This window comes from Shewanella sp. UCD-FRSSP16_17 (assembly GCF_001675935.1).
GTDB classification, from domain to species: Bacteria; Pseudomonadota; Gammaproteobacteria; order Enterobacterales; family Shewanellaceae; genus Shewanella; species Shewanella japonica.
This window is the reverse complement of sequence record NZ_LZFV01000035.1, coordinates 91,240-115,736: the sequence shown is the minus strand read 5'-3', so window position 1 is coordinate 115,736 and position 24,497 is coordinate 91,240. Positions and strand designations below refer to the sequence as shown.

At 41.4% G+C, this 24,497-nt stretch carries 17 protein-coding genes and 1 pseudogene; 9 read left to right on the top strand and 9 right to left on the bottom strand.

Going from position 1 to position 24,497, the window contains the following annotated elements; translation table 11 throughout:
- Positions 1–9: 9 nt before the first annotated feature.
- Complete coding sequence (locus A9267_RS14360) at positions 10–1,017, bottom strand: SPFH domain-containing protein (protein WP_065109662.1); 1,008 nt, start codon at positions 1,015–1,017, stop codon at positions 10–12.
- A 172-nt stretch (positions 1,018–1,189) separates the two neighbouring features.
- Between A9267_RS14360 and A9267_RS14355 the strand changes: the two genes are divergently transcribed.
- Positions 1,190–1,888: an NUDIX hydrolase gene (locus A9267_RS14355; RefSeq protein ID WP_082972397.1), complete on the top strand. Its 699-nt coding sequence runs from the start codon at positions 1,190–1,192 to the stop codon at positions 1,886–1,888.
- Positions 1,889–1,952: 64 nt separating this feature from the next.
- Here the strand turns inward: A9267_RS14355 and A9267_RS22070 are convergent, their stop codons facing one another.
- The 4 genes and pseudogenes from A9267_RS22070 to A9267_RS14345 all read right to left on the bottom strand — a co-directional run bounded on the left by A9267_RS22070 (position 1,953) and on the right by A9267_RS14345 (position 4,603).
- On the bottom strand, positions 1,953–2,105 hold the full coding sequence (locus tag A9267_RS22070) for an IS3 family transposase (protein ID WP_443018802.1): 153 nt from the start codon (positions 2,103–2,105) through the stop codon (positions 1,953–1,955).
- Positions 2,091–2,207 (bottom strand): annotated as a pseudogene (locus A9267_RS21950) (IS200/IS605 family transposase); the annotation flags it as partial. The pseudogene A9267_RS21950 and the gene A9267_RS22070, both read right to left, overlap by 15 nt.
- A gap of 178 nt (positions 2,208–2,385) precedes the next feature.
- Positions 2,386–3,114, bottom strand: coding sequence for a single-stranded DNA-binding protein (ssb, locus tag A9267_RS14350; RefSeq protein ID WP_065109660.1), 729 nt, complete (start codon positions 3,112–3,114; stop codon positions 2,386–2,388).
- A gap of 121 nt (positions 3,115–3,235) precedes the next feature.
- The gene (locus tag A9267_RS14345) at positions 3,236–4,603 is read right to left on the bottom strand and encodes an MFS transporter (RefSeq protein WP_065109659.1); all 1,368 of its coding nucleotides are present in this window, start codon (positions 4,601–4,603) and stop codon (positions 3,236–3,238) included.
- A gap of 371 nt (positions 4,604–4,974) precedes the next feature.
- Between A9267_RS14345 and uvrA the strand changes: the two genes are divergently transcribed.
- From uvrA to A9267_RS14325, 4 genes are all read left to right on the top strand, one after another.
- Entirely contained in the window at positions 4,975–7,869 is a 2,895-nt protein-coding gene (gene uvrA / locus A9267_RS14340) for an excinuclease ABC subunit UvrA (protein WP_065109658.1), read from the top strand.
- 40 nt (positions 7,870–7,909) lie between these two features.
- On the top strand, positions 7,910–8,914 hold the full coding sequence (locus A9267_RS14335) for a M20/M25/M40 family metallo-hydrolase (RefSeq protein WP_065109657.1): 1,005 nt from the start codon (positions 7,910–7,912) through the stop codon (positions 8,912–8,914).
- Between the two features lie 166 nt (positions 8,915–9,080).
- Entirely contained in the window at positions 9,081–10,895 is a 1,815-nt protein-coding gene (locus A9267_RS14330) for a DEAD/DEAH box helicase (RefSeq protein WP_055022881.1), read from the top strand.
- 127 nt (positions 10,896–11,022) lie between these two features.
- The gene (locus A9267_RS14325) at positions 11,023–12,099 is read left to right on the top strand and encodes a lipid A deacylase LpxR family protein (protein ID WP_065109656.1); all 1,077 of its coding nucleotides are present in this window, start codon (positions 11,023–11,025) and stop codon (positions 12,097–12,099) included.
- Here A9267_RS14325 and A9267_RS14320 read toward each other — a convergent pair.
- Positions 12,096–13,046 (bottom strand): DMT family transporter, encoded by a 951-nt coding sequence (locus tag A9267_RS14320; protein WP_231919142.1) that lies wholly within the window; start codon positions 13,044–13,046, stop codon positions 12,096–12,098. The two genes, A9267_RS14325 and A9267_RS14320, sit on opposite strands and share 4 nt — an antisense overlap.
- Before the next feature lie 244 nt (positions 13,047–13,290).
- On the opposite strand from A9267_RS14320, the gene A9267_RS14315 reads away from it, so the two are divergent.
- A complete protein-coding gene (locus A9267_RS14315; protein ID WP_065109655.1) occupies positions 13,291–14,394 on the top strand; it encodes a phosphoribosylaminoimidazolesuccinocarboxamide synthase in 1,104 nt (367 codons plus the stop codon).
- 71 nt (positions 14,395–14,465) lie between these two features.
- On the opposite strand, the gene A9267_RS14310 is transcribed toward A9267_RS14315, so the two are convergent.
- Positions 14,466–15,620, bottom strand: a complete 1,155-nt coding sequence (locus tag A9267_RS14310; RefSeq protein WP_065109654.1) for a DUF1624 domain-containing protein — start codon at positions 15,618–15,620, stop codon at positions 14,466–14,468.
- 315 nt (positions 15,621–15,935) lie between these two features.
- Here A9267_RS14310 and A9267_RS14305 point away from each other — a divergent pair, with 315 nt between their 5' ends.
- Both A9267_RS14305 and A9267_RS14300 read left to right on the top strand, forming a co-directional pair.
- Positions 15,936–18,074, top strand: a complete 2,139-nt coding sequence (locus tag A9267_RS14305; protein WP_156669174.1) for a TonB-dependent siderophore receptor — start codon at positions 15,936–15,938, stop codon at positions 18,072–18,074.
- A 62-nt stretch (positions 18,075–18,136) separates the two neighbouring features.
- Positions 18,137–19,255, top strand: coding sequence for a PepSY-associated TM helix domain-containing protein (locus tag A9267_RS14300; protein WP_065109653.1), 1,119 nt, complete (start codon positions 18,137–18,139; stop codon positions 19,253–19,255).
- Between the two features lie 70 nt (positions 19,256–19,325).
- Here A9267_RS14300 and A9267_RS14295 read toward each other — a convergent pair whose 3' ends face one another.
- The gene (locus A9267_RS14295; protein ID WP_156669173.1) at positions 19,326–21,506 is read right to left on the bottom strand and encodes an ExeM/NucH family extracellular endonuclease; all 2,181 of its coding nucleotides are present in this window, start codon (positions 21,504–21,506) and stop codon (positions 19,326–19,328) included.
- 196 nt (positions 21,507–21,702) lie between these two features.
- Positions 21,703–23,265, bottom strand: a complete 1,563-nt coding sequence (locus A9267_RS14290; protein ID WP_082972396.1) for a S10 family serine carboxypeptidase-like protein — start codon at positions 23,263–23,265, stop codon at positions 21,703–21,705.
- A 196-nt stretch (positions 23,266–23,461) separates the two neighbouring features.
- On the opposite strand from A9267_RS14290, the gene A9267_RS14285 reads away from it, so the two are divergent.
- Complete coding sequence (locus tag A9267_RS14285) at positions 23,462–24,445, top strand: phosphotransferase (RefSeq protein ID WP_065109651.1); 984 nt, start codon at positions 23,462–23,464, stop codon at positions 24,443–24,445.
- The last annotated feature ends 52 nt before the right edge of the window (positions 24,446–24,497 follow it).

The window sequence follows — 24,497 nt, the reverse complement described above, 5'->3', positions numbered from 1 at the left end:
CAAGCTCCTTTAGGTATTAGTCAGTGTAGTAAGTAGATCAGGTGAAATATTCAAATTACCTATTTGATTATCACCTTGCGTTAAGTTTTCTATTGCTTGTGCAATAAGCTGCTCTGGTGCCATACCGCTCATGCTCATTACTCTTAATTTATCAGTATCAATATTTTGATAAGCCTGCATTTGCACTTGTATTTTATAAGCTTGTGCATCACCACGAGCTTTCTCGTTAGCTGAATTTATAGAGACCAATTCTTCGAGTTGTTTTTCATCTTCAATCTGAGCCGTAATATCCTCTTGGTTGATTTTAAATTGCTGAATTTTTCTCAATCTCTGTGCTTCTAATCGCGACTCTTCAAGGTCTTGTTCTTTCTTCTGTATTGCTTTTTCAGTTTCTAATTCAGATTCTTTAACGCTTTTTTCTTGTTCAATGCTTGATAAGCGTCTTGCATAAATTGCATTATCTGCCTCTTTTAATAAGCTTTCTCTAATTTCAGCTTCGAGCGCTTTTCCAGTTTCAGGAGTTGGTTTAATTGATGTTAATGCAACATCAGTGATCTCTATGCCAAGGCTCGCTATCGCTTCAGCACCGTCTAGATCTTTTTTCAAATCGATGGTTAGTTCGCGAGCACAAACTAGAGAATCTCTAAGTGATTTAGATTCAATATGGTTTCGCAATAATACCTGTACAGCACGCTGAACGCGTTCATCCATTTTTTTAGGGTCTTCTGATGTGTACTTACCTTTTGTATCAATAGTGAAGTTCAGCATTTTTGCCGCTTCATGTGGTTGTTCAATTCGATAAGTAACTTGTCCTTGCACTGTCAGCTCTTGAAAGTCAGACGTTTGTAACCTGAAAACAAACGGCAACTCTTTACTATTACTTGGTATAGCGACAAGTGAAGAGCTAGGCGCGTAATAGAAAAAATTCACACCGACTCCTTCTAACTTAATTTTTCCTTCTTTGAATAACATGAGGTGTGTTGAAGGATCTGCTTTTATATATTTAAAACCAAACATAATAATCTCCTTTTACAAATGTGTCACAGCGACATTATTTTAAATATGTCCTAAGGACATTAAGTTGTCAAATATTATTTTTTCTTTAATTTAGTGAACTGTTCTTGTTGATATAAAAGAGAAATTGATTTAACGTGTCATTAAGACATAAAGTTTACTTTGAATGAGTACGATGACGAACACTTACGATATTAATGAATTTAAGAATCCCCTATTTACAGTTGATAGTGTGCTATTTACCGTAAAAGATGATGCTTTAAAAGTTCTGATGGTTAAGCGAGCAAATGAGCCGTTTATCGGTAGTTGGGGTCTTCCAGGTGGTTTTGTCGATGTAGATTCAGATACCACAACAGATGTAACAGCTTTAAGAAAGCTAGAAGAAAAAACGAATGTTGCACCTCAGTATCTCGAACAGCTACAAGCCTTTTCTGGTATTGACCGTGATCCTAGAGGCTTTAGTGTAACCTTGGTTTACTTTGCCCTAATAGCAGCTCAAGAAGTCTCTTCACACATCGAAACCATTGATGACGTTCAATGGATAGATATTGATAAAATAGACAGTTTATCAATTGCCTTTGATCACAAGGTTATCATTGAACAAGCCAAAGAGCGCCTTCAACAAAAAGCTCTTTATTCGATGGTGCCTGTTTATTGTTTACCTGAGTATTTCACTGTGGGCCAGCTGAAATCTGTTATTGAAACAATCATCGGCAAAACGATTCAACGGAAAAGCTTAATTAGACGTATTGAATCGGCAGATATGTTTGAAACAATCGATGAAAAGGTAAAATCAGGTGGTCGTTTAGCCAAGCAGTACAAAGTGAAACCAGGCGTTGATATCGTTAATTTTGAGCGTAATTTGAGTACATAACTAAGGGAAAAAAGATGATAGTTTATATCGACATTGTAATGGTCAACTAATTTTGGACACTTTGTTAGGCACTTTTCATTAATTTCTTCTCATATTCTACAGGAGAGATGTTTCCCAGTTTATGATGTCGTCTTTTTTGATTATAAAACGGCTCGATGTAATCAATAATATCTGCTTTTGCTTGTTGTCTTGTTTGATATCTTCTGTAAACATCTATACCGATTTTATTCCTTAAAATCAAAAAACTACATTTTGGAGTCTACACTATGTGATATTGACGTCGCCAATACACATCCGATGCTTTCTCGTATCTACTCATGTTTTTTGTCCTCTATTACTTCGCTAAAAGTCAGAGTCCAATTAACATGAGTAGATCTTCAGGCAAAGCCTAATTGATGATAACCACCTACTCAAGTAGGTGGTTTAGGGCTGAAAACAAAAAAGCCCCGTAAAAACGGGGCTTTAAACTATTCACTCAATATTAAATATACTGTGAATTAAAACGGGATATCGTCATCCCAATCACCGCCTAAATCTGGCGTAGTGTTCTGCGGTTGTGGTGTTGGTGCAGGACGCTGCGCTGGAGCAGATTGTTGCTGAAAACCACCTTGCTGTTGTTGAGCAGGTTGTTGGAAACCACCTTGTTGCTGGGCAGGTGCTGGACGTTGAGCAGGCTGCTGGTAACTACCTTGCTGCTGCGCTGGCGCTTGAGGCTTAGTCGTGTAAGCAGGCTTTTGAGCTGCTTGCTGTTGAGCAGGCTGCTGATAACCAGCTTGAGATTGCTGCTGTTGGCCGTATCCGCCTTGAGATTGCGGTGCACTTTGCTGAGGCGCATTACCATAGCCACCTTGACCTTGGTTCATACCACCTTGCTGACCGCCTTGGCCACGGCTATCAAGCATTTGCATTTCCATTGCATTGATTTCGGTTTTATAGCGATCTTGACCCGTAGTCTGATCCTGCCACTTGCTGGTTTGCAGTTTACCTTCTAAGTAAACTTTAGAACCTTTTTTCAGGTATTCGCCAGCTACTTCAGCTAGTCGACGGTACATCACAATGTTGTGCCATTCAGTGCGTTCTTGTTGCTGACCTTGTTGGTCTTTCCAAGATTCACTTGTTGCTACAGTAAAGTTAGCGACTGCGTTACCGTTTGGCATGTAACGAACTTCAGGATCTTTACCTAAATTACCAACCAAAATTACTTTATTCACACCACGACTGGCCATTGAAATCTCCTGCGATTTACCATGTTCTACATTTATTTATGTTCAAATTCTGTTGAATCAATTATGCCATTTTTATGCCTGTTGACACATCAACTATCACACAAAAATACGAATTTAATTCTTAGCTGACAGAGCCTAACACAGCTCGGGCTTCTCTTAAATCGAATTGATCATCTACTTTTAAATAAGCCGCTTTCTCTTCAATCACGACAATTGCCTCAGCAACCCCTGTAAGTTGTGATAGTTGAGTTGCCATATCTTGGGCATGATTTCTATCTTTCGCTTCAGCTTCAAGCGTATAGCTTTTAAGAAGGACTGGTTTTTCCATGCCAATGGTCAATAATAACCACACAAACATCAACGCTAACGCGACATAAAAGACACCTGAAGCGCCGACCAATTGATAAGCGCCGCCACCTAACATACCGCCACAAAAAGCACCTAAAAATTGACTGGTCGAGTAAACCCCCATCGCAGAACCTTTATCGCCCATAGGACAAAACTTTGCGATTAAGCTAGGTAATGATGCCTCTAAATAGTTAAAGCCGGTAAAAAATAACACCACAGCGCCACTGAGCACCCACAAATTATCAGCATAAATTCCCATAGCAGCGAGTGATAGCATCATTATAAGCAATGAGATTTGGAACATGGTTTTAGTGTTATTGCGCTTAACCCCAATAATGATCAAAGGCACCATTAAAAAGAATGCGCCAACAAAAGCGGGGAAGTACAACATCCAGTGTTTTTCTTTGACTAAGCCAGCATCAACTAAATCTAAAGGTAATGCGACAAACACCGCTGTTAATACTAAATGAAGAATAAAAATGCCCGCATCTAATCGAAATAGCTGAGGATCCATCAGCATACGTTTAAGCTTGGTCGGCGTAGCAACAGTATCCCCTTTAGGGGCTTGAGACACAGGGTTTGGTACTAAGACCTGTACAATCACCATGCCTAACACAGCTAAAATGGCAGTTAAAAAGAATAAGCCTTCAAGGCCTGCATATTGAGCGACTATCGGCCCAGCAAGTAAGGATAAAGCGAAAGAAAAGCCAATACACATCCCAATGATTGCCATGACTTTGGTTCGTTGTTCATCACGGGTTAAGTCGGCAGCGAGTGCCAATACCGCCGCAGCAATGGCTCCCATGCCCTGTAAAGCACGGCCCAGCACCACACCGTAAATATGATCAGACATCGCAGCGACAATACTACCAATAGCAAAAATGACCAAACCACCTAAAATGATAGGTTTTCGGCCATATTTGTCAGACAACATGCCCATGGGAATTTGCAAACAAGCTTGCGTTAAGCCGTATGCCCCTATGGCAATACCGACCCATAATGGCGAGAATCCTTCTAAGTGTTGGCCGTAAAGCGCAAACACAGGCATGATCATAAATAAGCCCATCATTCGTAAACCAAACACGCTGGCTAACGAAAAAGCGACTTTTTTCTCTATGCCGGATAGTCCATTCTTGGCCATTCACTTGCCCTTAATTTTGTCACAGTAAAAATTTTGAGTTGCGCATATTATCACAGCGTCCTAATTTAGCTCAAAAGGAATAATGAACCAAGCAGCAACTGATTGTCGTATTTGCTAATGAGATTAAACAAACAGGTTATAATGTGTTTTATATCCCAGTTCAGGTTATCCCGAATAGGAATGACACCGCAGAAAATGAACTAAGCACTTAGCCCTATACAACACTGTATAAAATACTGTATAAATACATCATAAAATCGACAAACCAACATAAACTATTTAGACAAAAATAGCTTAAACCCATTTAAAATTCGGCGGCTTAAAGAAGTAGATCTCTTACCAAGCCCCTGAGAACAACATCAGAGTGAAGAATGGATACCATTGAAATTCGCGGTGCACGAACCCACAATCTAAAAAACTTTGACCTCAAAATTCCCCGTGACAAACTCATTGTCATTACCGGGCTGTCAGGTTCAGGCAAATCTTCATTGGCCTTCGACACCTTATATGCCGAAGGTCAACGCCGCTATGTTGAGTCTTTGTCAGCATACGCACGCCAATTTTTGAGTTTGATGGAAAAACCTGATGTTGATCATATTGAAGGGTTAAGCCCAGCGATTTCAATTGAACAAAAATCCACTTCACATAATCCACGTTCAACTGTGGGTACGATTACCGAAATTTATGACTACTTAAGATTACTATTTGCCCGTGTGGGTGAACCTCGCTGTCCCACTCATGGTCAGCCCCTCGCCGCACAAACAGTAAGTCAAATGGTCGATAAAGTCCTTGAGTTACCTGAAGGTAGTCGTCAGATGCTGTTGGCGCCTGTCGTTAAAGCACGTAAAGGTGAGCATGTAAAACTGCTAGAGAGTCTCGCAGCCCAAGGTTATGTGCGGGCGCGTATTGATGGCGATGTTTGTGACTTATCAGACCCACCAACCTTAGACTTACATGTAAAACACACCATTGAAGTTGTTGTTGATCGCTTCAAAGTGCGTGACGATCTTAAACAACGTTTAGCGGAATCGTTTGAAACCACCCTTGAAATGTCAGGTGGTATTGCTGTGGTCGCTGATATGGCTGGTGAAACGGAAGAGATAATCTTTTCAGCAAATTTTGCTTGCCCTCATTGTGGCTATTCAATGGCAGAACTTGAGCCACGTATTTTCTCATTCAATAACCCAGCTGGCGCTTGTCAAACCTGTGATGGCTTAGGGGTTCAACAGTATTTTGATGCCGACAGAGTGATCACCAATGGTGAGCTATCACTTGCTGGAGGTGCAATACGCGGCTGGGACAAACGTAACTTCTATTATTTTCAAATGCTCAGCTCACTGGCGGAACATTATAAGTTTGATGTTGAAACACCGTTCCAACAACTTACAGATAAAGTGCAAAAAATTGTACTCCACGGCTCTGGCAAGCAAAGTATTGCCTTTAAATATATTAATGACCGTGGCGATGTGGTGATCCGAAATCATCCATTTGAAGGCATCTTAAATAACATGGATCGCCGCTACCGTGAAACTGAAAGTAACTCGGTTCGTGATGAGCTTTCTAAATTCATTAATACACAACCGTGTAAAAGTTGTGGTGGTTCTCGCTTACGTGAAGAAGCACGTAATGTCTTTATTGGCGAACTCACATTACCTCAATTGACGCAGTGGTCTATTGGCGAAGCCATGACCTACTTTAACGGTGTCGAATTTTCAGGGCAAAAAGCACAAATTGCCGAAAAAATCTTAAAAGAAGTGGGTGATCGACTCGGGTTCCTCGTCAATGTGGGATTAAATTACTTAAGCTTAGATCGTTCAGCAGACACACTATCAGGTGGTGAAGCGCAGCGGATCCGGTTAGCGAGCCAAATTGGCGCCGGACTCGTTGGTGTCATGTATGTATTAGATGAACCCTCTATTGGCCTGCATCAGCGTGATAATGAGCGCTTACTTAATACCTTAATCCATCTTCGTGATCTAGGTAATACCGTGATTGTGGTTGAGCATGACGAGGATGCCATTCGCATGGCAGATCATGTTATCGATATTGGCCCTGGCGCAGGAGTGCACGGTGGTGAAGTTATTTGTTCTGGTGGCTTAAACGATATCATCGAATGTGAAGAATCGATCACAGGTCAGTACATTTCGGGTAAAAAACAGATCCATGTCAGTGAGCAGCGCACCTCAATAGACCCGAAAAAGGTCATTGAACTCACTGGAGCAACGGGTAATAACCTTAAAAATGTCGATTTAACGATTCCTATCGGGCTATTCACTTGTGTAACTGGAGTATCTGGTTCTGGTAAGTCGACCCTAATTAACGATACTTTTTATAAGATTGCTCACCGCATGCTTAATGGCGCCACAATTGATGAGCCCGCTCCGCATAAAAGTATTAAGGGCATGGAGCAATGCGACAAGGTCGTTGATATCGATCAAAGCCCAATCGGCCGAACACCTCGTTCAAACCCAGCCACATATACGGGCATTTTTACTCCGATACGTGAGCTATTTGCCGCAACACAAGAGTCGCGTAGCCGTGGTTACCAACCTGGCCGTTTCTCATTTAACGTAAAAGGTGGACGCTGTGAAGCTTGTCAGGGCGACGGTCTCATTAAAGTAGAAATGCACTTTTTACCTGACGTGTATGTGCCATGTGATTCATGTAAAGGCAAACGCTATAATCGTGAAACCTTAGACGTGAAATACAAAGGCAAAAACATCCACGAAGTGCTGCAAATGACCATCGAAGAAGCACGTGTATTCTTTGACCCTATTCCAGCCATTGCACGTAAACTGCAAACCTTAGTGGATGTCGGCTTATCGTATATTTGCCTAGGACAAAGCGCCACGACCTTGTCAGGCGGTGAAGCCCAGCGAGTCAAACTTGCTAAAGAACTGTCTAAGCGTGATACGGGTAAAACCTTGTATATTCTTGATGAACCAACAACCGGGTTGCACTTTGCTGATATTCAGTTATTACTTGATGTATTACATAGACTAAAAGCCAAAGGTAATACTATTGTTGTTATTGAGCACAATTTAGATGTGATCAAAACAGCCGACTGGATTGTGGACTTAGGGCCAGAAGGTGGTTCAGGCGGCGGGACAATACTCGTAACAGGTACGCCTGAAGATGTGGCTAAAAATACTGAGTCGCATACCGCACGCTTTTTACAGCCACTGTTGGAGAAAATGCCACAAGTTACTGAGGCAAAACCCAAGAAAGCGGCAAAAAAGACGATAAAAAAATCTGTTAAAAAATAAGCTATCAAGCAACATCGGACGATAAGCCAGAGGGAACGAAATGGAATTTCTAATCAAGCCTCTGGCTAATGCACATACTGTTATCAACAAGGGTATGCGCTTCGCGCTTAAATTACTGAGCCTGATGATGATATTGTCGCTATCTGCTTGTGCATCTAAAAACTGCGGCAATCAACCTATCAGTCTTTGGGCAGATAAAAGCCAACTGCTCGAAGATATACGTATTTTAACTAGCCCTGAATTTGAAGGACGTATAACCAATTCGCTTGGCGCCGAACAATCTCGGCAATATCTCATCAAACGCTTTCAAGAACTCGAACTTACCCCTTGGCAAGATTCGTTTTTAGTCCCCTTTCAATATCGGTCAAACTTCGCTGATAAAGAAGGGATAAATGTTATTGGCACAATTAGAGCCAAAAATGATAGCCAACGATGGCGAGTGATTACCGCCCATTACGACCACCTTGGCAAAAAAGGCAATAAAATATTTGCTGGTGCAGATGACAATGCTTCAGGCGTTGCTGCTATGCTAGCCATCGCCGAGCATTGGCAGTCAAACGGTGATGACAAGGTTAACTTAATGGTCGTAGCAACCGACGCTGAAGAGTCAGGCTTATATGGTTCTTATGCAGTGGTTGAACAGTTAACTGCACAACCTAGCATGCAGATAGAAATGTCGATAAATTTAGACATGGTAGGTCACCCTTCAAGACCAAAGTCCATTTATATAGAAGGTGAGAGAAATTTAACTGAATTTAATCAGCTTAAATACCAACTCCAAGACTATAATCAATTATGTGTCAGAGAAAGTCGTTCAAGAATGCAAAACGGCAGCATGGTAAAAATTGACTGGTTACGAGCTTCAGATCATTACCCGTTTCATAAGGCAGGGATTCCATGGCTTTATTTAGGTGTTCCTACCCATAAATATTACCACACGGTAGAAGATACAATTGAAACACTGGATATCGGATTTTTAGCCGCCGTCACTGAGACCGCTTTTGAATTAGTCTCAGTGGATAAGCAACAAATTGCTTTTCAATAATCAGGCCAATTTTAGTTTTATATTGAAAATATATAGTCATAGAGGCTAAAGCTTGCTATAATATTGCCCCTTTGACGCGGGAAATCGACACGGGGTTGATTTTCTGTCTGTGAAACTTTAGCACGAATGCGACTATTTTCGTGCATACCCACAAGGCTACAACTCAATGTCATCCGATGAAAGAACTTTCCGCGAACTTGGTTTATCCGAGAATTTGCTTCGTGCCCTTGACGATTTAGGTTACGAAAAACCAACACCAATTCAAGCTGCTAGTATCGATCCTTTAATGGAAGGTAAAGATATTTTAGGCCAAGCTCAAACTGGTACTGGTAAAACTGGTGCATTCGCACTACCACTACTTAATAGTGTCGATCAAAAACTCAATGCGCCTCAAATCTTAGTATTGGCTCCAACTCGTGAGTTAGCAGTACAGGTTGCTGAAGCATTTGGTAGCTACGCAAAACACATGAAAGGCTTCCATGTACTACCTATTTACGGTGGTCAAAGCATGCATCAACAACTTAGTGCGCTACGTCGTGGCCCACAAGTCGTTGTTGGTACGCCAGGTCGTGTAATGGACCACATGCGTCGTGGCACACTGAAACTTGATGCGCTTAAAGCATTAGTACTTGATGAAGCTGATGAAATGTTAAAAATGGGCTTCATCGACGATATCGAATGGGTACTTGAGCACAAGCCAGCTGAAAGCCAATTAGCACTTTTCTCTGCAACTATGCCAGAGCAAATTAAGCGTGTTGCTAACAAGCACCTTAACAAGCCTGTTCATATCAGCATTGCAGCAAGTCATACGACTGTTGAATCTATTGAACAACGTTTTGTTCAAGTATCTCAACACAACAAGCTTGAAGCATTAGTCCGTGTATTAGAAGTTGAAAATACAGAAGGTATTATCATCTTCGTGCGTACTCGTAATAGCTGTGTTGAACTAGCAGAAAAATTAGAAGCTCGTGGTTACGCTTCTTCACCATTACATGGTGACATGAACCAACAAGCACGTGAACGTGCTGTTGACCAGCTAAAACGTGGCAAGCTAGATATTCTTATTGCGACAGACGTTGCAGCCCGTGGTCTTGACGTTGAACGTATTGGACACGTAGTAAACTACGATATCCCATATGATTCAGAAGCTTATGTACACCGTATTGGTCGTACAGGTCGTGCTGGCCGTACTGGTATGGCAATTCTTTTCGTTACTAATCGTGAAATGCGTATGTTACGTACCATTGAACGTGCAACGAACAGCCGTATTTCGCCAATGAAAGTACCTAGCCCTGAAACAGTAACAGAGCGTCGTTTATCTCGTTTAGGCGAGCAAGTTCAAGAAACCATTAATGGTGACTTAGACTTCATGAAGAACGCAGTAGCTGAATTATGTCAACAGCTTGAAATCGATACAGATTTACTTGCTGCGGCATTATTACAACAAGTTCAGGCTGAACGTCCTTTACAACTTCCTCCAATTCAAGAGCGTCAACGTGATTCACGTGACCGCGATCGTGATGGTGGCAGAGATCGCAACAGCCGTCGTGATTCACGTGGTGGCCGCCCAATGCCTACAAGCTTTGGTAGTGCAGAAGGCTTAAAAGATAAGCCTGATGTTAAAATGTGTCGTTACGTAATTGAAGTAGGTCGTGATAATGGCGTTGGTGTAGGTAATATCGTTGGTGCAATTGCTAATGAAGCTAATATCGACAGTCAGTTCATTGGTCAAATTCAGTTATTCGACCAAGTGACTTCAATTGACTTACCAGACGGTATGCCAAAAGATGTGTTAACACACCTTCGTAAAGTACGTGTTTGTGGTAAGCCACTTAACATCAAAGAAGCAAGTGATACTCCATTCCCAGAGTCTACACGTAGCGACCGTCCACGTCGTCCACGTAATGACCGTTCTCGTGGTGATCGTAATGATCGTCCTCGTGGCGACCGTCGTCCACGTAAACCACGTGACAGCGAGTAATTGATCACAGTATCAACAATCTGTTGAAACCCTGTAATAAAAATGGAGCTTAGGCTCCATTTTTTTATGCTGTTTTCTGTATAATCCTTCGCTCATTTCGATACCTACTGATACATAGTTTTGTTTCATGTTACTAAGTACATACCCAGCCAAACATATTACTCGTGCACTTGCACTAATATGCAGTGTTTTACCTATTGTTGTGTCTGCAGCAGGGGGCAACGCTGAAGATCAACATCAGCAGGTTTTAGCGACATCAAATGGTGACTGGGTACAGTTCAGTTTTGAGAATGATGCATTTGGCCTTATTAATACCAGTGATAATGGCTACAGCAATGGTTTAGAGTGGAGTTGGGGTAAGGCAATCGTCGATGATTTTGATGAGCTTAACATGCCCACTTGGCTCACTGGTCTTTATGGTTACAGCTATTTAAACCATGGTGCATCAAGACAGTATCAAATTAGCTATAGTGTATCCCAGCGCATGTACACCCCTGATGACCTACAACAAGCGGAACTCATAGAGTCAGACAGGCCATATGCTGGCACCTTATTATGGCAATCTACATTACGTAGTTTTAGTGATGGTATCGCCGATAACTTAAGTATAACTTTAGGTCTTGTCGGGCCAGGCTCACTTGCAGAGCAAACTCAAAAACAAGTTCACGAAATCATTGATGCCAAAGAGCCAATGGGCTGGGATAATCAGCTAAGTAATGAGCTTGTATTCAGAGTTGAAGCACAACGCCTATATCAATGGGCATACACCCCAATTTCAGAAAATGTCGAATTTGATACTGTTATTCATGGAAATGCGGCAATAGGTAATTTAATGAGTGATGTTGGTGCTGGTATGTCATTTCGTATCGGTAATATTCTGTCTCACAGTTATGCCTTCGTAACGCAAGCGGCATCAAGAAGTAACAATGGATACCAAGTAAAACCTGCTAGCGAGTTAAGCTGGCAGCTGTTTTTGACCTTGTATGGACGTTATGTATTTAACGATATAACCCTTGATGGCAATAACTTTACAGATAGCCACTCAGTCGAGCTAACGAACCAACAAGCAATGATCAATTCAGGATTTATGCTTAACTGGCAAAACTGGGGGTTAACCTTTTCAGTCATTCGTGGCACTGAGCAATATAAAGATCAGCCAAGTACTGCCAATTTTGCAGCAGTCAATATCAACTACCGTTTCTAACGATACCTGTCAGCTGATGGCTGCTTGCGTTTTTGCTGTAATAAAGGCCATATCTGCATGGCAAAAACAGCGCCGACAATTAAGATAATCCCAAGCAATGACCAAGCATCAATGACATCAGCACTAAAGGTGTTGGGCCATAAGTTCATCTTTACCACCAGACTATTAGCAATGAAACTCAACACAGGTGTCAGAGCCAGCATAGCGCTGACTTGCGCTGTGGGCCAATACTTTATGGCTTGTCCAAAGCTACCGTAAGCAATCAACGTATTGGCTGCGCAGAATAAGATAATAAACCACTCAGGTGAGTTCATCTTAGAGAATTGGCTGAAATCACAGAATGGCGCCATCACGACAACACCCAAACCATAGATATATAGCAATACGTTATTAGGCGATAACTTAGCGATCAGCGACTTTTGCAATAAAGCATAACTGGTCCAAGAAAGTACAGAGAACTGCACGATTAACACCCCAAAACCAATTTGACTATTATCACTGGCAGACATATCAAGACTTGGGTGGAAAAACAGTAATACTCCCAAGGCCAGAGTTGCAAAACAGCTCAACTGCACCGCAGTTAAACGCTCCTTAAAAAATAACGCACCACCGAAAGCAAGGTAAAATGGCGCAGTCTGAAAGTTAAGTTGTGCAGTACCTGGCGATAAATAATCTAAGGAATACACAAACGAAGTGTAGTTACACATGAGTAAAATGCCGGCAGCACTGAGCTTAACCCAATCCCCTCGTGAAAGTGACATGAACTGACGTAAATACCCTAGATGCCACATCACCAAAAAGGTCACGATAAATGCCACTAAAAATCGAAACCAAGTCAAGGTAACCGGATCGATAAAATTTCCAGAGAGTGTTAACGCTATCGGTAATATGCCCCAAAAAATGACGGCAATAAACACAAAAAATAAACCGAGTTTGGTAGGATGCACAGAATGTCTCACAGATGTTAACAAGAGTATAAGCTGCAATATCTTGCCTGATACAGACCAACGAATAAAGCATTAAAAACTAATATTAAGCCCCTCAGTATTCGCTATACAGGATTAAGAGTTTAGCCCTGTTATAAGCATGGAAATCTGGCTTAATAAAGGTAAAATAGCCGCCATTAAAATACCGACATATCCTGTTATTAACGGATAGCTCCCTACACTTAACCTCTAAGGAATACTGGTCATGAGTCTTGCTGATTCAGTTCTCGCAATTAACAATGATTTGCCTATTCGTACCGACAAACCGGTACACAGTGGCAAGGTCCGCAGTGTTTATTGGCTAACCGATACTGATAGTCGCCGCCTTATTAAAGACAAAGGCTACGATGTTCCAGCGGATACACCGTTAGCCATCATGGTGATCAGTGATCGCATTTCAGCATTTGATTGTATTTTCCACGGCGAAGGTAACCTGCAAGGTATTCCTGGTAAAGGCGCAGCACTGAATGCGATTTCTAACCACTGGTTTACCTTGTTTGCAGAGCATGGCTTAGCAGACAGTCATATCCTAGACATCCCACATCCATTTGTTTGGATAGTACAAAAAGCACGACCAATTAAAGTTGAAGCAATTTGTCGCCAATACATTACTGGCTCGATGTGGCGTGCATATGCAAAAGGTGAGCGTGAATTTTGCGGCATCACCTTACCTGAAGGCTTAGAAAAAGATCAAAAACTGCCTGAGCTGTTAATCACTCCTTCTACCAAAGGGATTTTAACAGGTATTCCTGGGGTTCCAGAGCAAGATGATGTCAACATCAGTCGTGCAGATATTGAAGCCAATGTGGAAGCATTTGGGTTTGAAAAGTCATCCGATATCGATTTATACGAAAAACTGCTTAAAGAGGGCTTTAACGTAATTTCAGATGCCTTAGCTAGCCAAGACCAGATGTTTGTCGATACCAAGTTTGAATTTGGTTACGTAGATGACAAAGAAGGTAATTCGAAACTGATTTACATGGATGAAGTGGGTACGCCTGATTCATCACGTATTTGGGATGGCCCAGCTTACCGTGACGGTAAGATTGTAGAAAACTCCAAAGAAGGTTTCCGTCAGTTCTTACTCAATCACTTTGATGATGCTGACATTTTATTAAATAAAGACAGAATGCCTGAACGTGAAGCATTAGCACGTGACAACGATCTACCTCTTGAAGCGATGATGAATGTATCGCGTACCTATACCGGTGTTGCAGAAAAAGTCACAGGTAGCAGCATTAAGCTTCCTGAAAACCCTAAAGCCGATATTATTAAAGTGTTAGCTGAGCAGTACGACTTAATCGACTAATTCGTCTGAATCGATATAAATCTACACACTAAAAAGGCGCCATGAGGCGCCTTTTGTTTACTCATTAACAATTAGAAGTATTTAATCCACGCCTGCTTGCTTTGATGCTTGTACTGACTAAACCACTTGGTCGGTAAGTAAAGTAATACCGCTAAAATCACCGTCGTAATCCATACCCAACTAATATCAGTAAAACCATATACATCACCATAGTTTGGCCCAATCACATTAAGCGCAAATTGGTACATGAACAGTAATAAATACAAGTGGACAATATAGAAAAACATCGGTGCAGAACCAAAAGTAGACAAGACTTTACCGTAGCGTGGGTTCACTTTTTCAAGCGCCCTTAAGCATAATAAAGTGCCGCCAATTGTGACTAATAAAAAGCCTAACGAAGGTGGGTACTTGGTTAAGTTAAATACCGATTTCAGCGTCATCAGCAAATTATCACCTTGCTGCCAATCCAAGGTTTCACCATATATATTAAAACCGCGTAAAACAGCAAAAACAGCAAAACAGGCTAATCCCAGTTGAATAAGGATTTTATGGCGCTGTTTATCATCAAATGTCGCACTGTAAATCGGTGCCACCACATAACCTAACAGTATCACCCCAATCCAAGGCAGTACTGGATAGCTGGCTCTAATTCCAATAAAGTCATTAGGTAAAATATTACCGCGATCATGCAATATCGCCCATAAGGTGTAACCCCACTCGCCAGGAGCAAAGTTAATCGGTGTTAGCATATTATGGCCAAACACAATCACTAAACCGATAAGCCCTAGCCAAAATCGTGGTAAGCCAATCAGTAACGCGAGTGCTAGCATACTAATACCAATCGCCCACATAACCTGTAGCCAAATCATCTCGTAATTACCCATCCACTGAAAAGTAATCACGGTGCATTCTAAGGCAATAATAAACAGACCACGTTTAATTAAAAAAGACCTTGCTGAGCGCTCAGGCCCAAACTGAGGGTGACTATATAACCAAGCTGACACACCAGTTAAGAAGACAAAAGTCGGTGCACAAAAATGTGCAGCAAATCGACTGATAAATAACCCTGTACTGGTACTGTCCAAGGTCATTGGGTCAGTCACTTGTTCATGAAAGAAAAATCGCTCCCTGACATGATCTAACAACATGATTAACATCACGATACCACGCATGATATCAATACTATCAATCCGTTTTTTCAATACTGACTGGCTTACCGTATTCATTTATCTCACTCAGACTCATCGATTACATTGCGACTATAAAGCGCAAGGTTTAGCACATAATTATAAATGATATATCATAACAAAACTCATCGTTAAGCAGTGCTATTTCGCATTTATCCGCTTTTTTAACGATAAAGACTGCGATGCAATCACCGCAATTAATTTACAAACAGCCTCATTTGTAAATGATAACCATTATTATTTAATTTTGATTCACTTTTTATTATCATCTACATCGAAAAATTAACCCACTCTCAACACTCCCACTTTAGTCATAAGCACCGCGCTTAAACTCTAGTTAAGATGATAAAAACTATGAAACTCAATTTACTATCTCAATCTATATGTTGTGCATTAAGCTTAATGCTCCCAGCCACTGTCTTTGCTCAAGATTTAACTTCTGCTCAGGATGCTGAACAAGTTACTGACTTAGAAAAGATAGAAGTTAAAGGCCGATATATTGAAGGTTATAACGCGCACTCAGCAAGTGGTGCTTCTCGATTAGACTTAGCAATTATTGACATTCCTCAATCCGTTTCTGTTATCACAAGCGCGCAGCTACAGGATTTTCAGCTATATGATATTAACTCTGCATTAGATAGCGCTACCGGTATTAATGTTGAGCGTATCGAAACGGATCGAACTTACTACACTGCACGTGGTTTTGATGTCACCAACTTTCAAATTGATGGCGTCGGTTTACCACTAACCAATGGTAATAACCACGCAGATGAAGATACAGCGATTTATGACCGTATTGAAGTTATCCGTGGTGCAAATGGCCTAATGACGGGTGTCGGTAATCCATCTGCCACCATTAACTTTATTCGTAAACGCCCTACGGCACAAAGTAACCTTAATTTACGAGCGAGTTACGGAAGCTGGGATAACAAACGCATAGAAGCCGATGGCACTTACGTAATTAATGATACTTTTGCAGCAAGAGCTGTTGCCGTCAAGCAAACCAAAGATTCATATTTAGACAGGTATGAAACTGACAAGACAATTATGTATGCCTTTCTCGAAGCCAACTTGGGTGACAATACATCACTGTCTATTAGCCACAGTTATATAAATAATGATGCTAAAGGCAATAATTGGGGCGCTTTACCACTTTTCTATACTGATGGCAGCCCAACCAATTATGATCGCTCAACCAATACTTCAGCTGACTGGTCAAATTGGCAAGTTGTCAAAAACAATACTGTCGCAGAGCTAAGCCATTACTTTAATAATGACTGGCATTTACGTGCAACCTACTCACACCGCACCACCGATGAAGATACTGAGCTCTTCTATGTATATGGCACACCTGATAAAGAAACGGAGCTCGGATTAACCGGTTATGGCAGTGAGTATGATCTTGATGATGAACATGATTTAGTCGACGTTTATTTAAATGGTGACTTTGAATTGTTTGGCAGAGACCATCAGCTGGTCGTGGGTGTGAACTATGCGAAAGTAAGTTATATCGACACATCCTTATATGATTACACCACTGGTAATGGTTTCCCAGCAATGCCAGATCTCAACACCTGGGATGGTAATACTCCTAAACCAACTTTTGCTGACGGCCTGAGTGGCAGTGATGTTGAAGCGACCCAAAAAGCGGCTTACTTCACCGGTAGATTTAATTTATTCGAAGGTTTCCACTTGATTGCTGGCGGTCGCTTTAACGATTGGCAGGTTGATGGAGAAGCTTATGGTAATGATCAAACTGTAGAAGATGCTGAATTCATTCCTTATATTGGCGCAGTTTATAATATCATTCCTGAACTTTCAGCCTATGCGAGTTATACCGAAACATTCACCTCTCAAACAGAAAAAGATATCAATAACAGCATCTTGAAACCTGTTACGGGCGAAAGCAGCGAAATAGGGCTAAAAAGTGAGTTATTTGATGGCAGGTTGATCACCACTGTGGCTTATTTCAATGTCATTCAAACCAACTTAGCGACACTAGACCCAGATACCGCTGAGCTTCCACCGACTGAACAGCGTTATTACGGTGCAGATGGCATCGAGAGTAAAGGCTTTGAACTTGATGTCGCTGGCGAAGTTTACCCAGGGTTAAATGTGAGTCTTGGCTACACTGACTTTGATATCAGTACTAGCGACGAAACGAATCAGGTAGCTAATTACACTCCTGAAAAATTATTCAAGTTAGGCACCACTTATGAAATTCCATTCTTAGAAGGCTTAACAATTGGTGCAAACATGCGCTGGCAGGATGATATTTTCCGTTACCAAGAACCAACGAAAACAGTTGTGACTACGCAAGATGCGTATGCCATTGTTGATCTGATGGCTCGTTATGAGTTTAACGAAAATATTGAGCTAAGCGTTAATGCTAAAAACATCACCGACGAGAAATACTTAACGAGCCTATTCTGGGCGCAAGGTTTCTATGGTGCTCCAACAAATTATAGCGCGACATTAAGCTGGAAATTATAAGCTGATGTAGGGGCTTCTTGCTGTAAAGCAAGAAGCCTTTTTTGATCCAATTAGAGTCAATTATGAGAAAAACATTATTTAAATGGCACTCCTATGGAGCCTTAATTGCGATGCTGCCGTTATTGATCATTTCAATAACTGGCAGCATTTTGGTTTTTAAGGTCGAAATAGACAGCCTATTGCGCCCATCGCATATGGTCGTTGATGCCACAGCAACCAGCGAACGAGTCAGCTTAGATACCTTAATGCAAACGACACTAGCTGCAAATCCAGGTTATGAGCTCGGTGGATGGGAATTATTTGACGATAAGCACCGTTCAGATGCAGGTTACTTGATTAAGCATGGCACTGAACAATGGGAAAAGATTTATATCAATCAATATAACGGCGAGTTATTGTCAGTCTCCCAGTCAATGGGACACTACATCACTGATTGGTTGCTCGAATTGCATTACACCTTTTTACTCGATGTTAAAGGCGCTTGGGTTGGCTTTGCTGCCGCACTGATCATGTTATTTTTAGGGGTCAGCGGCATCATTTTATACCGTCGTTTTTGGGCAAAGTTGTTCACCATGCGCTTTAAAGCCGTTAAGCGTGTTTTATTCAGTGATATTCACAAGTTCATCGGCATTTTAAGCTCACCAATTTTAATCATCATGGCTTTTACCGGCGGCTACTGGAACATTGCTGGCATCTTGCATGAAATAAACGAACACGGTGATGGCGGCCATGTTTACATCACTGCTCCACTTCATAGCCCTGAGATTTCTTTCGAGTCATTGCGGCTAAAAAGCCATGCTGAAATTCCCAGTTACCAAGCTGGCTACTTGGCTATGCCCCATGAACCCGAACGTGATATTACTTTTTATGGCGCAGTACAAAGCAGTAACCCTTTGCATAGTGAGTACGCAAGCACTGTCAGTTTTGACAAAACCACAGGCAAACTCCTTAATAAACAAGATATTCGAGAAGCGGGTTTATTAATGGTGTTTTTAGACAGTTTTAGAAAACTGCACTTTGGTTACTTTGGCGGACTTATTACTCGTATTATTTGGTGTATTGTAGGGTTAATGCCAGTACTACTAGGCTTCACAGGCTTATATTTATATTGGAATCGGCGTCAGCAAAAATCCGCATCCAAACGGGCCAGAGTGGCCATAGACTCTCAGTCAGTGGCTTGAAGTGACAACAACCAATAAAAAAAGGAGCCTAAGGTTCCTTTTTACTAATCTACCATACCCAATCTCGCCATTAGTGATGAGTTGACTCATTTTGAAGCGTAAACGTACGGCGAAGGCATAAGATCAATAAAAGTAATAAACCCAAGTAACCTAAACTGCCACCAGCATTTTGTTTAATTTCACCGACTTTTACTTTTGATACTGCCGCTTGAGGGTATGCCAGCGCAACGAGCACTGGATCATGATCTGATGAAGAGTAAACATTGTCAGACTTGGCTAGCTCTCCGGTATATTTACTGCTGTATTCGAACAAGTTAGATTCAACCGCATTGATATGCCAATCTTCAATGGCGACCAAACGTGCTGCTAAGCTGGCATTACCTAAGGCGTGGTCTAAATTGCCTAGTTCACCTCGATAACTGTATGAGTACGTCGCTGCGCCATGGGCTTGCGTATTTAAATTAATAAACCCATAGCCTTTATCAATTACCTGGCCTGTTGCTTCATACTCAACGCCATTTAAACGGGTATGTGATGCCGTTTTAATGACTCGTTCACTTCGCGCGGCATCATAATCAGTTAGCACTGCTAATGGATCTTCTTTGCCATAGGCATTTAAATCACCAATAACCAATACATCCCCTTCTATGTCTTTAACCGACTCGCCTATGACCTTAGCAGCAGAGACTCGAAACGCATTACACTTGCCTTGTAAATCTACTGGCTCTGTTTCTTCATTGAAGCTTAACCAATCTTCGACACAGCCTGAGCCTTTAGATTTAAAGTGATTCACTACGATTGTCAGTTTTTGCTCATCAATCATAAAAGCTTGCATTAAGCTATGGCGCTGGTATTTATGATATGCAGGGTTCGTTTCTTTTACATCGCCATTGTTACGTGTAATCACCCCTTCTTCTAGGTGCTGTTCAGGCGTTGGTATCACCTTTGCTTTTCCATCTAAAGTCACCACAGAAGGTCGATATAATAGACCGACAGCAATAGCATCTGAGCCGACAAAACCGCCATTGTCAGTGACTTCAACAAATTGATAAGCAAGTTCAGCAGGCAGCTTTGCATTAAGCGCTGTGACTAAGTTTTGAATGGCACTTAATTCACCAAAGCCATTATTCTCAACTTCCATTAAACCAATAATATCTGCATTCATTGCAGCCATTGCATTAACGATTTTGGTCCGCTGCAATCGCATTTCTGATTCAACTTTTGCCCCTCGGTTATGGCCTAATGGGTTAGCATCTCCGCCAAATTCGCTATTAAAGAAGTTCAGCACATTAAAACTGGCGACCCGAATATCACCTTGGTTTGCAATCGTAGGTGCCGCCGTTCTGTCTTGATTACGAATAAAGTCGCTAGCATTGATGCTATTGATTGGCATCAAACGGTATTGATCGTAGCTATAGCCAATGACTCCTTCAATGTTGGTCAAGGTATCTCCGATACGAATATAACCGTTATCGGCATTAAAATTTGAAAAATACGGCACCTCGCCATGCGCAGCTTTATAGTCAGATTCAACCACAAGTTGATTGCTGAGATTGGCACTGTGTAATGCGATTGCGTCAGTGGATAAAGGTGAATAAACCTGGGTGGCTTTCATTAATGGTGCTTGATGTGACAACACCATGTTATTACGGTATGAATCATAATCGAGGCTAAATGAACGTGTGACTTTCATGTCACTCGCTGTTGTTAACACAACTTTCATGCCTTCAAATCGCTCAAGAGCTTGAGCCAAACTTTGACCTTCTTGAACCAATAAAGGCGTAGCAGCAAGCTCACCAACATGGTTACCGAGTGTAAATTTTTGCTGTTGTTCTATATTGATTTGGGTAAAGCCTGAATACTCTTGTACTTTACCTGTGACACAGACTTCCATCCCTGGGACGATTTCTGCGGGTGCAGACGCTCCCCAATGCACAAAAATACCGTCTGATGCTAAAGGTGAACCTGCAGCGAGAGGATCTTGAATAAAGAAACCTTTGTATAATCTATCAGCTCGAGCTGTTACCACGCCTCGAGTGGTTAATTCATTAACCGATTCATTGGTGCCTTCCACCACAAAAGGGCTACTGCTTCCTGTGCCTTGGATCTGAGAAATCGGGGTAATCGAGGCAGCTTCACATAACACATCACTCGCCGTTGATGCTGCTTCATTGACCGTTTTAGCTTGTAACCACATCGGCATGGACAACGTAATCCCTAGCGATACTGCCGATAACATCCTTAATCTCATTGACCACTCCAACTCATTATCTTTCTGTTTTGTAATACAAAATAACTAAATAACTAAATAACTAAATAACTAAATAACTAAATAACTCAATCAACAACTAGGTTGATTTCCTAATCAAAATAGGAGCCGAAGCTCCCATTTTAAGTGTCATCCAGTCAAGCTTAAATCGCCGCTTGCGCAACTGAAACATGATTTATTAATATTTTGCCGCCATATCTGGTTTAGGCATGGTGTTCTCAATAAATTCACGTAAGTCTTGGTTTGACTGTTTTAGATCTTCAGAACGTAAGTACATCATATGACCACTTCGATAACCTTTAAAACTTAAACGGTCTTTCATCTTGCTACTTGGATCAAGTTGCCACATGGTGTATTTGGCATCAAAGTAGTTGGTCGCACCGTCATAGTAACCAGCTTGTACCATGACATTTAAATACGGGTTTTGTGCCATTGCTTGACGTAAGTTTTCACCGGTTTTGTTGTTAGTGCGATCCCACGGATGCACATCACCTAACATGTAATACTTAATATCGGTTTTATAGTTTAACTCTTCACGAATGTACGCATTAATTGCTGGTGTAAAAGAGTGTAACCATGACGTTAACTCAGCATTGTAATCTGGACTATCGCCAACATCTTGCTTATCAATCCCTAAGTAACGAGAATCTAAACGCCCCACAGTTTGACCACGCTCACGTAATAATTCTTTCCAGAAAAAGCGAGTTGAAACATCTAGATTAGACTTCAATACAGCATCGACACTTAAGCCTGAAAAGTAAGCCACTTTCTCAGCAATTTTTTGCTTATGATCAGGCGCAATAAAACCACCCATTGCCAACGCAGGTATGTATTCATTAATGGTAAATGCCTCAACCTCAGGTAAAAACTCAGTTAAATCTGTATTTTGTAAATCGGCAGATAACGCCTTGTGATACCAAGCGGCTGCGGCAAAATAAGGAAGGCGGTTAGCGGCTTTTACAGGGCCTTTGCGTTCAATACCAATATCGGTTGGTGAAACCAGCACGACGCCATTTAAATACATCCATTGACGGTCTTGTAACTCCAATGCCAAACCAGATACACGTGTAGTACCGTAACTTTCACCGATTAAGTATTTAGGTGAACGCCAGCGCTCATTGCGACTCACAAAGGTATTTAGCCATTCTGCTAAATACTTAATATCAGCATTAACCCCAAAGAACATTTCCTGTTGTTCATCTTTTGATGGCATCTCGCCATCTTTATTAGGTAACACCCGTGAATAACCCGTATTAACAGGGTTTACATACACGATATCGGCAACATCTAAAATAGAATATGGGTTGGTTTTAACCCCATAAGGCTGCAAAGGATAGCCTTCGTCATCAACGTTAATGGCACGAGGACCTGTGTAACCTATGTCCATCCATACAGACGCTGAACCTGGACCACCATTAAATGAGATCAATAAAGGACGTTTGGCGTTATTTCTAACGTTATCTCGCTGATAATAGGTATAACTTAAGGTTGCGACCGCATCACCATTTTCGTTCCACACAGGTTGGGTACCAACCGTTGCAGTATAAGAAAAGCTATTACCATTCACTTTCGTTTTATGTTCAGTGACTACCGTTTCATCAATGGCAATTTGACGACTATGCATACTGACATTTGTCTGCTTATGAGCTGACGCTTCATTACTTTGGTCAGCAATAACGTCGCTTACTGTCATCATTGATGCAACGCTGACCATCACAGCCGCGAGGGGAATTAGCTTCATACCTGTTCTCTTTTTGTTATCTATATTAGGATATTGATGTGATCTTATTAAATTACCAAATCATGAGAAGTGCAATCACAGTAATATAACCTCAGCCCGCGACTGCACTCAAAGTCAAATAAGCAACTGAATTTAAAGTATAAAAAAGATCAACAATAATCGTAAGCAAACGTACATTCACATTTAAGGTCGCTTAATGACACAGGTAACATCTCAATCTTGGTTACAACCTGATTGGCCCAAGCAAGCACAACAGTGGGTAAATCGATCATTAAGGGAGCTGGATTACCAAGTTATTGGTTCGTTAGTGCTGATAAAAGGCTGGAGTCTCGGGTACGTTTATAAACAAAAGACAAACAAAGGTGATGTATTTTTTAAAGCCACTGCTTCACTACCTTTGTTTTCTAATGAATCGCAGTTATGTGCAACATTGTATGACCTTTTTCCAAATGCTATAGCAACCACGCTGGCTTATGAGCCTCAGCAACAATGGTTATTAACCGCTGATTTTGGCACTGCTTTTGTTGATACTGTGCCATTGTCAGATTGGGCGCTCCCCTTTAATGCCTTTGCAAAATTGCAGCAGCGCTCTATCCTGCATCTCGATAAATTAATCGATTCTGGCTGCATACAACGTGATATTCGTAACTTACCCGATCAATTAACAGCCATGTTTGCTGATGACAACATAACCGCTCGCCTACCTAAGGACATACCACAATCTGCTGCGCAAATCAGCGAGGTCATGACTAAATTGACACAACAGATTAATGCATTGCTGCAACTTGGTCTCCCTAACACCTTAGTGCATAGTGATTTACACATCGAAAATATTGCACCCAATACTGCATTACCAACTGAACAAGCAAGCGAGCCGTTTATCTATTTTGATTGGAKTGATGCATGTATTAGCCACCCATTTATCGATGGCACCTATGTCTTTCGTATGGAAAAAACACCTGCAAAGCAGCAAATTGTTCAAGCCTATTTATCCCAATGGCAAAGTTATGCTGATATGGAGGTGCTTCATGAAGCTTGGCACTTAGCCGAAGGGATCTGTTATGCCCATCAAGCAGTCTCTTATGGCGCGATGAACCACATTCTCGATCACGATATGGATTTATTACATGCCTTCGAAAATGCCTTTAGGCGTTTCATGGTTAATTTATTGAATAAATAAATGAAAACACATCTTTACTTAGCACTGTTTTAAGGTGTGTATAATCAGACTG